The following is a 15,287-nucleotide window of genomic DNA, read 5'->3' as shown; positions in this document are numbered from 1 at the left end:
CGAAAGTTGTAAGACAGTTTTTATATTCGGCCAACTAATGGCGTAAACATCGAGGAGATTACTATGCGTATCAGCATCTTTGGTTTGGGCTATGTCGGTGCAGTCTGCGCGGGCTGCCTCTCGGCGCGTGGTCATGATGTTGTTGGCGTGGACATCTCTGCCGCCAAGATCGATCTGATCAACAACGGCAAGTCGCCAATCGTTGAGCCAGGTCTGGGCGAGTTGCTGCAAACCGGTATCAAGACCGGCAAACTGCGCGGCACCACCGACTTCTCCGAAGCCATTCGCGACACCGACCTGTCGATGATCTGCGTCGGCACGCCAAGCAAAAAGAACGGCGATCTGGAGCTGGACTTCATTGAATCGGTCTGCCGCGAAATCGGCTTCGTACTGCGTGACAAGAGCACCCGTCACACCATCGTCGTACGCAGCACCGTTCTGCCGGGCACCGTCGCAAACGTTGTCATCCCGATCCTCGAAGACTGCTCGGGCAAGAAAGCCGGCGTTGACTTCGGTGTCGCGGTCAACCCTGAATTCCTGCGTGAAAGCACCGCGATCGCTGACTACGACCATCCTCCGATGACCGTTATCGGCGAATTCGACAAAGCGTCCGGTGACGTTCTGCAGTCCCTGTACGAAGAACTCGACGCACCGATCATCCGCAAGGACATCGCCGTTGCCGAGATGATCAAGTACACCTGCAACGTATGGCACGCGACCAAGGTCACCTTCGCCAACGAAATCGGCAACATCGCCAAGGCAGTCGGCGTCGACGGTCGTGAAGTGATGGACGTGGTCTGCCAGGACAAGGCTCTGAACCTGTCGCAGTACTACATGCGCCCAGGCTTCGCTTTCGGCGGTTCCTGCCTGCCGAAGGACGTCCGCGCCCTGACCTACCGCGCCAGCACCCTGGACGTTGAAGCACCACTGCTCAACTCCCTGATGCGCAGCAACGTTTCCCAGGTTCAGAACGCTTTCGACATCGTCGCCGCCAGCGACACTCGCAAAGTGGCCCTGCTGGGTCTGAGCTTCAAGGCCGGTACCGATGACCTGCGCGAAAGCCCACTGGTCGAGCTGGCAGAAATGCTGATCGGCAAAGGCTACGACCTGAGCATCTTCGACAGCAACGTCGAATACGCTCGCGTTCACGGCGCCAACAAAGACTACATCGAGTCCAAGATCCCGCACGTTTCGTCCCTGCTGAACTCGGACTTCGACGCGGTCATCAACAACTCCGACGTGATCATCCTGGGTAACCGCGACGAGCGCTTCCGTGCACTCGCCAACAACGCGCCAGCCGGCAAGCGTGTGATTGACCTGGTGGGCTTCATGAAAGGCACCACCACCGAAAACGGTCAAATCGAAGGTATCTGCTGGTAACACACAGCGAGCTGCAAGCCACGAGCTGCAAGTTTCAGGCTTCATCCCTCCAGTCCCGGGCGTCACCGCCCGCGGCTGGAGGTTTGGAGCTTGCGGCTTGAGGTTGCAACTGACTTAGGGATACACACTATGCAAAGGCTGAAGCACGGCTTCCTCCAGGCCGCAGGTTGGCTGTTTTATCTAACTTTGCTGGCTGCCATTGCCATGGCGCTGCCTGCATCGCTGTTTGACTCGCACTCCAAAGATTTCATTTTCCTGATCGGTATCGTCGGCATCTGGCGTTACTCGATGGGCGCAACGCACTTCGTGCGCGGCATGATCTTCCTGTACATCGTCTACCCGCACCTGCGCCGCAAAGTGCGCAAGCTGGGCAAGGCAGCCGATCCGTCCCACGTATTCCTGATGGTCACCAGCTTTCGTATCGATGCGCTGACCACCGCCCAGGTGTACAGCTCGGTGATTCGCGAAGCCATCAACTGCGGCTTCCCGACCACCATCGTGTGCTCCCTGGTGGAAATGTCCGACGAGCTGCTGGTCAAGGCACTGTGGGCCAAGTACAACCCGCCGGAACACGTCAAGCTCGACTTCGTGCGCATCGCCGGTACCGGCAAGCGTGATGGTCTGGCGTTCGGTTTCCGCGCCATCTCCCGTCACATGCCGGACGACCGCTCCGTGGTTGCGGTGATCGACGGTGACACCGTTCTCGCTGAAGGCGTGGTGCAGAAAACGGTTCCGTGGTTCCAGCTGTTCGGCAATGTCGGCGGCCTGACCACCAACGAATTCTGTGAAGTACGCGGCGGCTACATCATGAGCGAGTGGCACAAGCTGCGTTTCGCTCAGCGTCACATCAACATGTGCTCGATGGCCCTGTCCAAGCGCGTGCTGACCATGACCGGCCGTATGTCGGTGTTCCGCGCCACCGTGGTGACGGACCCGATGTTCATCGCTGACGTGGAAAGCGATTCGCTGCAGCACTGGCGTCTGGGCCGCTTCAAGTTCCTGACCGGCGACGACAAGTCCAGCTGGTTCAGCCTGATGCGCCTGGGCTACGACACGTTCTACGTGCCGGATGCCGCCATCAACACCGTTGAACACCCGCCGGAAAAGAGCTTCCTGAAGGCCAGCCGCAAACTGATGTACCGCTGGTACGGCAACAACCTTCGTCAGAACTCCCGTGCGCTGGGTCTGGGCTTCGGTCGCCTCGGGGTCTTCACCAGCATTGTGCTGTTCGATCAGCGCGTATCGATGTGGACATCGATCCTCGGCCTGACCGTCGCCATGCTGGCAAGCCTCAAGTTCGGTATCGAATACCTGCTGGCTTACCTGCTGTGGATCGGTATCACCCGCCTGATCCTGACCCTGTTGCTGTCGTGCAGCGGGCACAAGATCGGTCCGGCGTATCCGATGATTCTCTATTACAACCAGATCGTCGGCGCACTGATGAAGATCTACGTCTTCTTCCGTCTCGACCGACAGTCCTGGACCCGCCAGGACACAAAACTGAGCCGCGACATGGCCAGCTTCCAGGGTTGGTTCAACACCTGGTCGTCGCGGACCATGACTTTCTCGGCTGGCAGCATCTTCGTTGCCGTGCTGCTGACAATGGTCTGACCGGGCCTCTGACCGAAACAATGGATCAACTCGATTAATCAGGAATTACAACCATGAATACAGCCGTGAATGCCAATGTCGTACATGAATCCGAAGCGCAGCGTCAGCACGCACGGGTCAAGATCCCGGCCAAACTGCGACTGCTCAATGGTCAGCCGAACGCCCCGCTGGTGCGTGTCGAAGACCTTTCCGCAGGCGGTCTGAGCTTTGTCGCTCCTGCCAACCTGCGTCCAGGCGTCGGTGAGGTCATCAAGGGTCGTTTGCAGTTCCTGATCGACAACCTCGGTCTGGCAATGGACGTTGACCTGCAAGTGCGCACCATCGATTCGAGCACCGGTCGTGTCGGCTGCCAGTTCCAGAATCTGGAATCGCAAGACATCTCCACCCTGCGCCACCTGATCACTTCGCACCTGTCGGGCGATCTCATCAGCATGGGCGAAGTACTGGCCACCCTGCAGCGCGATAACTTCACCAAGGCACGCAAATCCAAGGACGGCGGCAGCGGCCTCAGCGCTTTCGGTCGTCTGCGCGCCGTCACCTTCAGCGTCGGTATCTTCGCCGTCGGTGTGATCGCGTTCGGCTTCGTCGCCAAATCGGTCTATGGCATGTACTTCGTCAGTCACTCCACGTCGGGCCTGGTCAGCGTACCTAGCCTGGATGTCACCATGCCCCGTGAAGGCACCGTGACCAGTCTGGTGACGCCGAACGGCAACGTCGCCAAAGGCGCACCGCTGGCGACCTTCAACACCAGCATGCTGGACATGTTGAAAGGCAACCTGGACCCGGACGAAATGCAGCCGGCCAAAATCGAAGAGCTGTTTGGTCGTCAACTGGCCGGCACCATGACCAGCCCGTGCGATTGCGTCGTGGCCAAGCAACTGGTCGCCGACGGTCAATACGCAAGCAAAGGTCAGGTGATCTTCCAGATGGTCCCGCGCAACGTCGCCGCCAATGTCGATGCTCGCTTCACCTACCGTCAGTTCGCCGATGTACAGCCGGGCGCCCGCGTGACCTTCCAGGTCGCTGGCGAAGAAGGCGACCACACCGGCAAGATCGTCAGCGCCACGGCTCTGAGCCCTGCTGACCTGTCTTCCGACATCCGCGTTCAGATCCAGCCTGATGAAGCCATCAACAGCAGCCTGGCAGGTCGTCCGGTTGAAGTGGTGAGCACCCGCGGCCCGTCGCTGAACTGGTTGATCGATAAAGCCACGGCGGCAGGTTTCTAAACATGGCTAGCCCACTACGAAGCTTGTCAGCCCCTACATTGTTGAGCCTGGCGATTGCTATCGGTTTGGGCGGCTGTGCCGGCCTGCCCGATCAGCGCCTGGCCAACGAAGCCCTGAAACGCGGCGACACCTCGCTGGCGGAGCAAAACTATCGGCAACTGGCGGACCTGGGCTACAGCGATGCACAGGTCGGCCTCGCGGATATCCAGGTGGGTACCCGCGACCCGGAGCTGATCAAGCAGGCCGAGGCGACGTATCGCGCCGCGGCCGCCACTTCGCCTCGGGCGCAATCGCGTCTGGGCAAGTTGCTGGCGGTCAAGCCGAACTCCACCGAAGCCGAGCAACGTGAAGCCGAAGGTCTGCTGAAGAAGGCCTTCGCCAATGGCGAAGCCGGCACGCTGATCCCGCTGGCGATGCTCTATCTGCAATACCCGCACACGTTCCCGAACGTGAACGCGCAGCAGAAGATCAATGAATGGCGCGCGACCGGTTACCCGGAAGCGGGTCTGGCCCAGGTGCTGCTGTATCGCACCCAGGGCACCTACGACCAGCATCTGGCAGACGTCGAAAGCATCTGCAAGCAAGCGCTGCGCACCACCGACGTTTGCTACACCGAGCTGGCGACGGTCTATCAGAAGCGTGGCGAAGCCGACAAACAGGCTGCGCTGCTCGAGCAGATGCAAAGCGGCTACGCCATGGGCAGCGTGCCTGCCATGCGTGTCGACAGCGTCGCTCGCGTGCTGGCGGATTCGACCCTCGGCAAGCCGGACGAAAAGACCGCGCAATCGCTGCTGGAGAAAGTTGCCCCCGGTTACCCCGCTTCGTGGGTGAGCCTGGCGCAGTTGCTGTACGACTTCCCCGAACTGGGTGACGTCAACAAGATGATGGAATACCTCGACAACGGCCGTGCCGCGGATCAACCGCGCGCCGAACTGTTGCTGGGCAAGCTGTATTACGAAGGCAAGCTGGTCTTGCCGGATGCGAAGAAAGCCGAAGAGCACCTGACCAAGGCCGCTGCGACGCAAATCTCCGCGCATTACTACCTGGGTCAGCTGTATCGCCGGGGTTATCTGGGCCATCCAGAACCGCAGAAAGCTGTCGACCAGCTGCTGACCTCCGCACGCGGCGGCCAGAACAGTGCCGATTTCGCCCTCGCGCAGTTGTTCTCGCAAGGTAAAGGTATCAAGCCTGATCCGGTCAACGCATGGGTCTTCGGCCAGCTGGCACTGGCTCAGGGCACGCCGCAAGCGACGGATCTCGTGCAACAACTGAACGAACAATTGCCGCCTGAGAAGCGCGCCCAGGCGCAGAGTCTTCTCCAGCGAGAACAGCAGGTCCGTGGCACAACCGCGCAAAACGCGTTGGCCTTGCAGACACTGCAAGAAGACAAAGACGGCGGGGACGCACCTCTATGAAGCTTAAGTTGAACCCTCTGATGGCGGCCGGATTCGGTCTGGGCTTCTCCCTGATCTGGGCCACGCCGACACTGGCAGCCCTGACCGACACTCAAAATTTCGGCATCGAAGTCAAAGCGACCGGCCAGATGGAAGACGACCGTGACCTCGGCACCCGCAGCGGTGGCGACGTCAACGGTGTCGGTCTTGATCTGCGTCCGTGGGCGTATGGCGAGTGGGGCAACTGGAGCGGCTACGCGATGGGCCAGGTCGTCACCGCTACCGACACCATCCAGACCGACCCGCTTGATCAGCAGGTCACTGATGCAAACGGCCAGAGTGCCCAGCGCTCACGCAGCACGTCGAACAGCCGCAAGGTGGATGACAGCTATGCGGCCCTGCGCGAATTCTGGATCGGCTACAGCGGTTTCACACCGTACCCTGGCGAGATCCTGAAGTTGGGTCGTCAACGCCTGCGCAATGACGACGGCCAGTGGCACGACGTCAATATCGAGGCTTTGAACTGGACCTTCGACACCACCCTGCTCAAGGCAGAAGTGGGCGCCGCCCAGCGCTTCAGCGAATACCGCACCGACCTGACTGAACTGTCCGCTCAGGATAAAGACCGCTCGCACATCTTCGGCGACGTCGAATACCAGTGGACGCCGGGCCAATGGGCTGGCGTTCGTGCGCACCACAGTCATGACGGTGGCAGCCTGAAACATCAGGGCGAAGCCATTGATGATCTGGACAAGACCACACGCGGTGATCTGACCTGGCTCGGTCTGCAGGCCAACAGCGACGCGTACAACTACCGCAACCTGAACACCGTCAACTACTGGGGCAGCCTGACCTGGCTGACCGGCGACCGCGATCGTATTAGCAGTCGCTACGACGCCAGTCTCGATCAAGACGTAGCTGGCCAGAAGACCGACGAAAACGTGAATGGCTGGGCGACCGACCTGGGCCTGCGTTTCCGCCTGGACCCGATGTGGCAAGTGGGCGGCGCCTATTCCCGCGCCAGCAAGAACTACGAGCAGAACGGTCTGGAAAGCAACCGCTCGAACTGGACCGGTACCCGCTCGCGCGTGCATCGCTTCGGTGAAGCGTTCCAGGGCGAAATGGCCAACGTAGAGTCCGGCTCGCTGTTCGCCTCCTGGCAGATGCAGGACGAGTACGACGCCTCGCTGATCTACCACAAGTTCCGCCGCGTTGATGGCCATTCGGGTATCGGCGGCGCGGGTATCAACCCGGCTCAGGAAAACGTCGATGCCGACGGCGTCAGCACGTTTGCCTCGCTGCCGCTCGAAGACGGCCGCAAGGACCTGGGTCAGGAAATGGACCTCGTTGTGACCAAGTACTTCAAGCAAGGCCTGCTGCCGGCTGCGGTGAGCCAGTCGTTCGACGAGCCGTCGGCGCTGATTCGTCTGCGTGCAGGCGTGTTCAAACCGGGCGATGCGTATCACAGCGGTGTAGACAACTACATGCACCGCGCCATCGTCGACGTCATCTGGCGCTTCTGATGCAAGCCGCGATAGGAGTGCAATGAGATGAACAGTCAAGCAAGCAGATTGCGTCACCGGGCATGGCCGCATGCCCTGCTGGAAAGCTCTGTGCTGAAATGCGCGGTGTTGAGCAGCGTCATGCTGCTCTCCAGCACCGCGGCCATGGCCAACAACCCGTTGCCGGTGCCTGCCCCTGCGGCGCACCCGGCTGATGACAAGGAAGTGGTGGTCAAGGGCCTGCATCAGGCCAAGACTTACACCATCAGCAGCCCGCCCATCGAACCGCTGTTAATGGACAAGCCCAAGCTACCTGACCTCTCGGGTTACACCCGGGAGGCCATGCAGAAGAAGATCGTGCGCAGCAAGCCGGGCAAGGTTGCGATCAAACGCATGATGCAGGAAGACTCGCTGAAGGAATTCATCGGCGGTGACAACAAGATGGCCGAATGGGTAGCCCGTCAGCACGGCATCCCACAGGCAATCTTCATCGAAGACGGCTACATGACGTTGCAAGACCTCGCGAAAAAGGTGCCTAAACAGTACCTGAGCGAGACCTCGCCGGGCGTGTTCCTGGCTCGTCTGCCGATCGTTGTCGGCAAGAACGGCATCCTCGAAGTCGACAAGAAAACCACCGAGCTGCGCCTGTCCCAGGACGCCGGTGCGTTTCTGGTCAACGACAACCTGCTGTTCATGTCGGACACCAAACTCACCGGCTGGAGCGAAAAAGCCAACGGCCCGTCGACGTATAAAACGCCGAAGGAATTCCGTCCGTTCCTGCTGTCCTGGGGCGGTACCCAGACCTACATGTTCAACACCAAAGTGGCGAGCCTGGGGTACAACAACAGCAAGTCGTACGGCATCAGTATTTCCCAGTACACGCCGAACATGAAGGCTCAGATGAACCGCGCCGAGCCGACCGGCTGGATCGTCAACTCTGACTTCTCGGACATGTGGTACGGCTTCTACTGCTATGAAACCCGTGACTTCGTGGTCAAGGGCAGCACCTACCACGACAACATTATTTACGGCATCGACCCCCATGACCGTTCCCACGGTCTGATCATTGCCGAAAACACCGTTTACGGGACCAAGAAAAAGCACGGGATCATCGTCTCCCGTGAGGTGAACGACAGCTTCATCATCAACAACAAAAGCTACGACAACCACCTGTCAGGCATCGTCCTTGACCGTAACAGCGTGAACAACCTGGTGGCGTACAACGAGATCTACCGCAACCACACCGACGGCATCACCTTGTATGAGAGTGCCGACAACCTGCTGTGGGGCAACCGTGTGTTCGCCAACAAGCGTCACGGCATCCGGGTTCGCAACAGCACCAACATCAAGCTGTACGAAAACCTGGCCATCGGTAACGGTTTGATGGGCGTCTACGGCCACATCAAAGACCTGTCTGACACTGACCGCGACATCAAGCTCGACCCGTTCGATGCCGAAGTCTCGCTGATCATGGTCGGCGGCGAACTGACCTCCAACGGTTCAGGCCCGCTGTCCATCGACTCGCCTCTGAGCGTCGAGCTGTACAAGGTGTCGATGCTCGCACCGACCAAAGCCAGCGGGATCAGCTTCAACGGTGTACTGGGCGACCGTCAGGACGAAATCCTCGATCTGCTGGTGCGCCAACAGAAAGCCGTGTTGATCGACCCGGTCGAAAGCCAGAAACAACTCCGGGACTGAGGAAGATATTTCTATGCACGCACATTTGATCAAACTGCTCAGCCTCTCGGGCCTGACCGCTGCACTGTTCGCCGCCAGCAATGGCGCGTATGCAGCGGACACCACTGCCCCGAGCTTCACGGCCGAGCCTTGCTGCAGTCTGTGCCCTGAAGCGCACGACGAAAAAAACTACGTCAGCCGCTACCAGCAGAACTTCACCACGCTGGTTCAGGCCCAGGGCGACTGGCTGTTCCGGACCCGTGAAGATCTGCGCACCGAATTCGACACCACGCCTGAAGGCTATCGCCGCATGCAAATGCTGCACGACGCCTTCAAGAGCAAGGGTGTAGAGCTGGTGGTCGTGTATCAACCCACCCGCGGGCTGGTTGATCGCAACAAGCTGTTCCCGGCTGAACGCGACAAGTTCGACTACAACACCGCGCTGCGCAACTACCAGGCCATGCTCGGTCGTTTCGCAAAAATGGGCTACACCGTACCTGATCTGTCGCCGTTGACCAACGAGCAACAGGCTCACGATTTCTACTTCCGCGGTGACCAGCACTGGACGCCGTACGGCGCTCAGCGCACGGCGAAAATCGTCGCTGACTCCGTGAAAAAGATGCAGGCCTTTGCCGGCGTTCCGCGCCGTGAATTCGAGACCCATTTGTCAGGTCGCATGGGCAAGAAGGGCACTCTTCACAATATGGCTGGTCAATTGTGCGGCACGAGCTACGCCATCCAGTACATGGACCAGTTTGAGACGGAACCCAAAGGCGAAGCCGCCGACGGCGACCTGTTCGGTGACTCCGGCAACCCGGAAATCACCCTGGTCGGTACCAGTCACAGCGGCAAGAACTACAACTTCTCCGGCTTTTTGCAGGAATACATTGGTGCTGATGTGCTGAACGTCGCCTTCCCGGGCGGCGGCCTTGAAGGTTCGATGCTGCAGTACCTGGGCAGCGAAGACTTCCAGAAACACCCACCGAAGATTCTCATCTGGGAATTCTCGCCGCTTTATCGCCTGGATCAGGAGACCATCTATCGCCAGATGATGTCGCTGCTGGACAACGGCTGTGAAGGCAAACCGGCAGTCATGAGCGCCAGCACCACCCTCAAACCAGGGATCAACGAGTTGCTGGTCAACGGCAAAAACGGCATCAAGGATGTGCGCAACGGCAGTAATCAGATCGACATCAAGTTCGCCGACAACTCGGTGAAGACCCTTCAGGCGCGCCTCTGGTACATGAACGGTCGCCACGAAGACTTGAAGATCGAGAAACCTGAAACATCTGAAACCGACGGGCGCTTCTCCTTCGAACTGCGCGATGACAAAGACTGGGCTGACCAGCAATTGCTCGCACTTGAAGTGCAGGGTCCGGAAGCGGGCACTGCGCCACAGCAGGTCGAAGCGAAAGTATGCAAACGCAACGTGTTCCCGAATGTCGCGCATCAAACCGCGCAAGCCGGGTTATGAGGCTCATATGCACACTCCAAAACTGATGCTCCCTACCCTTCTGTCCCTGGCAATGATGTCCTCGGCACTGTTCGCCACTGGCGCCAGCGCTGCGTCGACACTCGTGCCGCCGCAGGGCTACTACGAAGGTGTCGAGAAATTCAAGACAGGCCAGGGCAAGTTCAGCTGTGACTCGATTCCGCAGCCTTACACCGGTCCGCTGCAGTTTCGCAGCAAATACGAAGGCTCGGACAAAGCCCGCGCCACGCTGAATATGGTTTCCGATCAGGCTTTTCGTGACGCGACCAAAGACATCACCACCATGGAGCGCGCCACCAGCAAGGTGGTGATGCAGTACATGCGTGACGGTCGCCCGGAACAGCTCGATTGTGCGCTGAACATGCTGACCACCTGGGCCAAGGCCGATGCGCTGGAGTCCACCGACTTCAACCACACCGGCAAGTCGATGCGCAAATGGGCATTGGGCAGCATGTCGTCGGCCTATCTGCGCCTGAAGTTCTCCGAGTCGCATCCTCTGGCCACCCGCCAGCAGGAATCGCAGGTGATCGAGGCCTGGTTCAGCAAACTGGCGGATCACGTCGTCAGCGACTGGAACAATCTGCCGCTCGACAAGACTAACAACCACTCGTACTGGGCCGCCTGGGCCGTGATGTCCACGTCAGTCGCGACCAATCGCCAGGACCTGTTCGACTGGGCAGTGAAGGAATTCAAGATCGGCGCCAATCAGGTTGACCCGCAAGGTTTCCTGCCGAACGAGCTCAAGCGCAAACAGCGTGCGCTGGCGTACCACAACTACGCGCTTCCGCCGCTGGCCATGATCGCGAGTTTCGCCCAGGCCAACGGTGTCGATCTGCGTCAGGAAAACAACGGGGCGCTCAAGCGTCTGGGTGATCGCGTGCTGGCTGGCGTGAAGAACTCAGGCAGCGAATTCGCCGCCCGCGATGGCGAAAAGCAAGACATGACGGACCTGAAAACCGACATGAAATTCGCCTGGCTGGAACCGTACTGCTCGCTCTATGACTGCGGCCCGGATGTGCTTGAGCAGAAACACAAGATGCAACCGTTCAAGAACTTCCGCCTCGGCGGCGACATGACCCGCACCTATGACCCGACGCACGACAAGGGTGATAAGGGCGGTTCGTAAGCGCAAGCGCTCCGGTTGGGTTCGCTGTGAATTCACAGCGAACCCACTGTAGGAGTGAGCTTGCTCGCGATAGCGGTGTATCTGTCAGAGCGGCATCAACCGGACTGACACATCGCGGGCAAGCGCGCTCCTACAGAATCGGCGTCGGTCGTTCGGATTTACGTTTCACCCCTCCATTTTTCGTGGGGGGTTTGGGGGGGCTTCGGCCCTTGATGTTGGACAAATGGAGAGATAAAGGATGGTTTTCTCATCCAACGTGTTCCTGTTCCTGTTCTTGCCGGTATTTCTCGGCTTGTACTACCTGAGCGGGCAACGCTATCGCAACCTGCTGCTGCTGGTCGCCAGCTACGTCTTCTACGCGTGGTGGCGAGTGGACTTTCTGGCACTGTTCGCAGGTGTGACGCTGTGGAACTACTGGATCGGCCTGCGCGTGGGCGCTGCCGGGGTCAGAACCAAACCGGCTCAGCGCTGGCTGCTGCTCGGCGTGGTGGTCGACCTGGGCATCCTTGGCTACTTCAAGTACGCCAACTTCGGCGTGGACAGCATCAACGCAATGATGACGTCGATCGGTCTTGAGCCGTTCATCCTTACCCACGTGTTGCTGCCGATCGGTATCTCGTTCTACATCTTCGAGTCCATCAGCTACATCATCGACGTCTACCGTGGCGACACGCCAGCAACGCGAAACCTCATCGACTTTGCAGCGTTCGTGGCGATTTTCCCGCACCTGATTGCAGGCCCGGTACTGCGTTTCCGCGACCTGGTCGATCAGTTCAACAACCGCACGCACACCCTCGACAAGTTCTCCGAAGGCTGCACGCGGTTCATGCAGGGTTTCATCAAGAAAGTCTTCATTGCCGACACGCTGGCGGTGGTCGCCGACCATTGCTTCGCCCTGCAGAACCCGACCACGGGTGACGCATGGCTTGGCGCGCTGGCGTACACCGCTCAGCTGTACTTTGACTTCTCCGGCTACAGCGACATGGCCATCGGCCTGGGCCTGATGATGGGTTTCCGCTTCATGGAAAACTTCAAACAGCCGTACATCAGCCAGTCGATCACCGAGTTCTGGCGTCGCTGGCACATCAGCCTGTCGACCTGGTTGCGTGACTACCTGTACATCACGCTGGGCGGCAACCGTGGCGGCAAGGTCGCGACCTACCGCAACCTGTTCCTGACCATGCTGCTGGGTGGTCTGTGGCACGGCGCCAACATCACTTACATCGTCTGGGGTGCCTGGCACGGTGTGTGGCTGGCGATCGAAAAGGCCATCGGCCTGAACACCGCGCCGCGCACCTTCAACGTCGTTCGCTGGGCCTTCACCTTCCTGCTGGTGGTCATGGGCTGGGTCATCTTCCGCTCGGAAAACCTGCACGTTGCCGCCCGCATGTACGGCGCGATGTTCAGCTTCAGCGATCTCGGTCTGTCGGAACTCAACCGCGCCAGTCTCACCGGTCTGCAAGTGGCGACTCTGGTCGTGGCGTACATCACCCTCGCCTTCTTCGGCCTGCGTGATTTCTACCGCAATCGCGCGCCGGTCAAGCCGACCGACAAAGCCGTGCATGCCGAGGGCCCTGCCGCTGCCGAGCCAGGCCTGATCAAGGCCGTGCCGGGCGACAAGCCAGGCAGCATCCATCAACCGGGTTACATCGTCGGCACCGAAGCGCAGGTTCAGCCTGCCTACTGGACCGCCGACTGGTCGCGCTATGCCATGCGCGCCCTGATCCTGCTGATGTTCGTTGCATCGATCCTGAAACTCTCGGCGGCCAGTTTCTCGCCGTTCCTTTACTTCCAGTTCTGAGGAGCCTGACATGACCCGTTCATTACGTTTCCTCTACATCTTCCTGTTCCTGGCGATTCTGCTTGTACTGGGCCTGTGGTCGCTGCGCAGCTTCAGCGGTTTCTCGACGTCGAAAGAAACCACCGTGCTCAATGGTCACTGGACCAAAGCAGTGGAGACCCACTACGACGAAGAATTCCCGATCAAGCGTCTGGGCACCAACCTCTGGGCCGCGCTGGACTACAAGGTGTTCAACGAAGGTCGTCCGGGCGTGATCCTGGGCAAAGACCAGTGGCTTTACACCGACGAGGAATTCGACGCCGTTGCCAACAGCGAGCAGAACGAAGCGGACAACCTGGCGATCATTCAGGGCGTGCGTGACACCCTGAAAAAGCAAGGCACGCAGCTGGTGCTGGCAATTATTCCGGCCAAGACCCGTCTGTACCCGGAGCACGTCGGAGACAACAAGCCGGCAACGCTGCACACGGATCTGTATCAGCAGTTCCACGCCCAAGTGAATCAGGCCGGCATCCTTGCCCCGGATCTGCTGACGCCGCTGCAAAGCGCCAAGGAGAAGGGCCAGGTATTCCTGCGCACCGACACTCACTGGACGCCGATGGGCGCGGAAATCGTCGCCCGCCAGTTGGGCGACGTGATCAGCAAGCAATTGCCGCTGAACGTTGAACCGCAGAACTTCGTCACCGAAGCCAAGTCGACCGAACCCTACAAGGGCGATCTGACCAACTTCCTGCCGCTCGATCCGCTGTTCAGCAATCTGCTGCCCAAGCCGGACGACCTGCAACAACGCAGCACCAACCCGGCTCAGGCTAGCGCCGAGGGCGGGGACGCCCTGTTCGCTGACGACTCGGTTGCAGTCGGTCTGGTCGGCACCAGCTACAGCGCCAACCCCAACTGGAACTTCGCCGGTGCGCTTAAGCAGGCCCTGCACGCAGATGTCGTGAATTACGCCGAAGACGGCCATGGCCCGATCCTGCCGATGCTGAAGTATCTGCAGACCGACGCCTTCAAGAGCAGCCCACCGCAGGTGCTGATCTGGGAGTTCCCGGAGCGCTACCTGCCCGCTCACAACGACCTGACCGAGTTCGATCCGCAGTGGATCGCTGAACTCAAGAAGGCCCGTGACGCCCAACAGAATCTGGCGGACAACGCCAACAACTCCAAGTCGCCCAACCGGGCGCAAAACTGAGAGGACTCTTTGACTATGACTTCGCAGAACCCTATGCCAGTTCGTTCGAGCAAAACCAATCTGCTGAAAACCTGCGTGCTGGCCGCGAGCCTGGGCTTCGTATCCCTTTCCGCATTCGCCGGTGGCGACGCCGCTCTGTACGGCCCTACCGCACCAAAAGGCTCGACCTTCGTGCGTGTTTACAACGCCAGCAGCAGCGAAATCTCCGCCAGCGTCGGCAACACCAGCCTCAACGAAATCGGCCCATTGGCCAGCAGCGACTTCGGCTTCATGCCACAGGGCGACTACACCGCCAAAGTCGGCAGCCAGTCGCTGCCGGTGAAACTGGCCAGCGATCACTACTACACCATCGTCAACAACACGTCCGGCTCGCCGCAACTGGTTGAAGAGCCGCCGTTCAAGAACAAGCAGAAGTCCCTGGTTCGCGTACAGAACCTGAGCGACAAGGCGCTGACCCTGAAAACCGCTGACGGCAAGACCGACGTGGTCAAGGCTGTGTCTGCCAAGGGCACCGGCGAGCGTGAAATCAACCCGGTCAAAGTCAGCTTCGCGCTGTTTGACGGCGACAAGAAAGTCGCTGACCTGAAGCCGGTTGCACTGGAGCGCGGTGAAGCCGCCGTGCTGTACGTCACCGGCAGCGGTAGCAGCCTGTCGCCAGTCTGGGTCAAGCGCCCTACCGGCACTCAGTAACAGATTTGAGTCTGGCCGAGAGGCCACAGGCAGCGCGCGTGATCACCCGCGCGCTGCCACGGATTTACGGGATTAAGCGTTCGGCGTCAGGCACTGCGGAGCAAGCAGACAGCCAAGAGGGTGCCGAGCGATGCAAGACAAAAACCAGAAAGACCGAAAAGACCTACAGCCCATTCGAACGATTTTTGCTTAACGGAGAAAC

11 protein-coding genes are annotated in these 15,287 nt (G+C 59.6%); all 11 read left to right on the top strand.

Annotated features, from left to right (window positions below; genetic code table 11):
- The first annotated feature begins 63 nt into the window (after positions 1-63).
- Positions 64-1,380: a nucleotide sugar dehydrogenase gene (locus tag ACYAR8_RS03040; protein ID WP_074884198.1), complete on the top strand. Its 1,317-nt coding sequence runs from the start codon at positions 64-66 to the stop codon at positions 1,378-1,380.
- A gap of 129 nt (positions 1,381-1,509) precedes the next feature.
- A complete protein-coding gene (gene alg8, locus ACYAR8_RS03035) occupies positions 1,510-2,991 on the top strand; it encodes a mannuronan synthase (RefSeq protein ID WP_065991936.1) in 1,482 nt (493 codons plus the stop codon).
- Positions 2,992-3,044: 53 nt separating this feature from the next.
- The gene (locus tag ACYAR8_RS03030) at positions 3,045-4,217 is read left to right on the top strand and encodes an alginate biosynthesis protein Alg44 (protein ID WP_074884196.1); all 1,173 of its coding nucleotides are present in this window, start codon (positions 3,045-3,047) and stop codon (positions 4,215-4,217) included.
- Between the two features lie 2 nt (positions 4,218-4,219).
- Entirely contained in the window at positions 4,220-5,632 is a 1,413-nt protein-coding gene (algK, locus tag ACYAR8_RS03025) for an alginate biosynthesis TPR repeat lipoprotein AlgK (protein ID WP_074884193.1), read from the top strand.
- Complete coding sequence (locus ACYAR8_RS03020; RefSeq protein WP_463579047.1) at positions 5,629-7,134, top strand: alginate export family protein; 1,506 nt, start codon at positions 5,629-5,631, stop codon at positions 7,132-7,134. The genes algK and ACYAR8_RS03020 overlap by 4 nt, the downstream gene beginning before the upstream one ends.
- Before the next feature lie 27 nt (positions 7,135-7,161).
- Positions 7,162-8,811, top strand: coding sequence for a mannuronan 5-epimerase AlgG (gene algG / locus ACYAR8_RS03015; RefSeq protein WP_083398692.1), 1,650 nt, complete (start codon positions 7,162-7,164; stop codon positions 8,809-8,811).
- A 13-nt stretch (positions 8,812-8,824) separates the two neighbouring features.
- Positions 8,825-10,264, top strand: coding sequence for an alginate O-acetyltransferase (locus tag ACYAR8_RS03010; protein WP_108120673.1), 1,440 nt, complete (start codon positions 8,825-8,827; stop codon positions 10,262-10,264).
- Between the two features lie 7 nt (positions 10,265-10,271).
- Positions 10,272-11,408, top strand: a complete 1,137-nt coding sequence (locus tag ACYAR8_RS03005) for a mannuronate-specific alginate lyase (RefSeq protein ID WP_463579074.1) — start codon at positions 10,272-10,274, stop codon at positions 11,406-11,408.
- A 238-nt stretch (positions 11,409-11,646) separates the two neighbouring features.
- Positions 11,647-13,209 (top strand): MBOAT family O-acyltransferase, encoded by a 1,563-nt coding sequence (locus tag ACYAR8_RS03000; RefSeq protein ID WP_463579046.1) that lies wholly within the window; start codon positions 11,647-11,649, stop codon positions 13,207-13,209.
- A gap of 10 nt (positions 13,210-13,219) precedes the next feature.
- Positions 13,220-14,395, top strand: coding sequence for an alginate O-acetyltransferase (locus ACYAR8_RS02995; protein WP_074884182.1), 1,176 nt, complete (start codon positions 13,220-13,222; stop codon positions 14,393-14,395).
- Between the two features lie 33 nt (positions 14,396-14,428).
- Positions 14,429-15,085: an alginate O-acetyltransferase AlgF gene (locus ACYAR8_RS02990; protein ID WP_074884745.1), complete on the top strand. Its 657-nt coding sequence runs from the start codon at positions 14,429-14,431 to the stop codon at positions 15,083-15,085.
- Positions 15,086-15,287 lie beyond the last annotated feature (202 nt).

This window comes from Pseudomonas sp. HP_01, from assembly GCF_055284355.1.
This window is presented reverse-complemented; position numbering and strand designations above follow the sequence as displayed.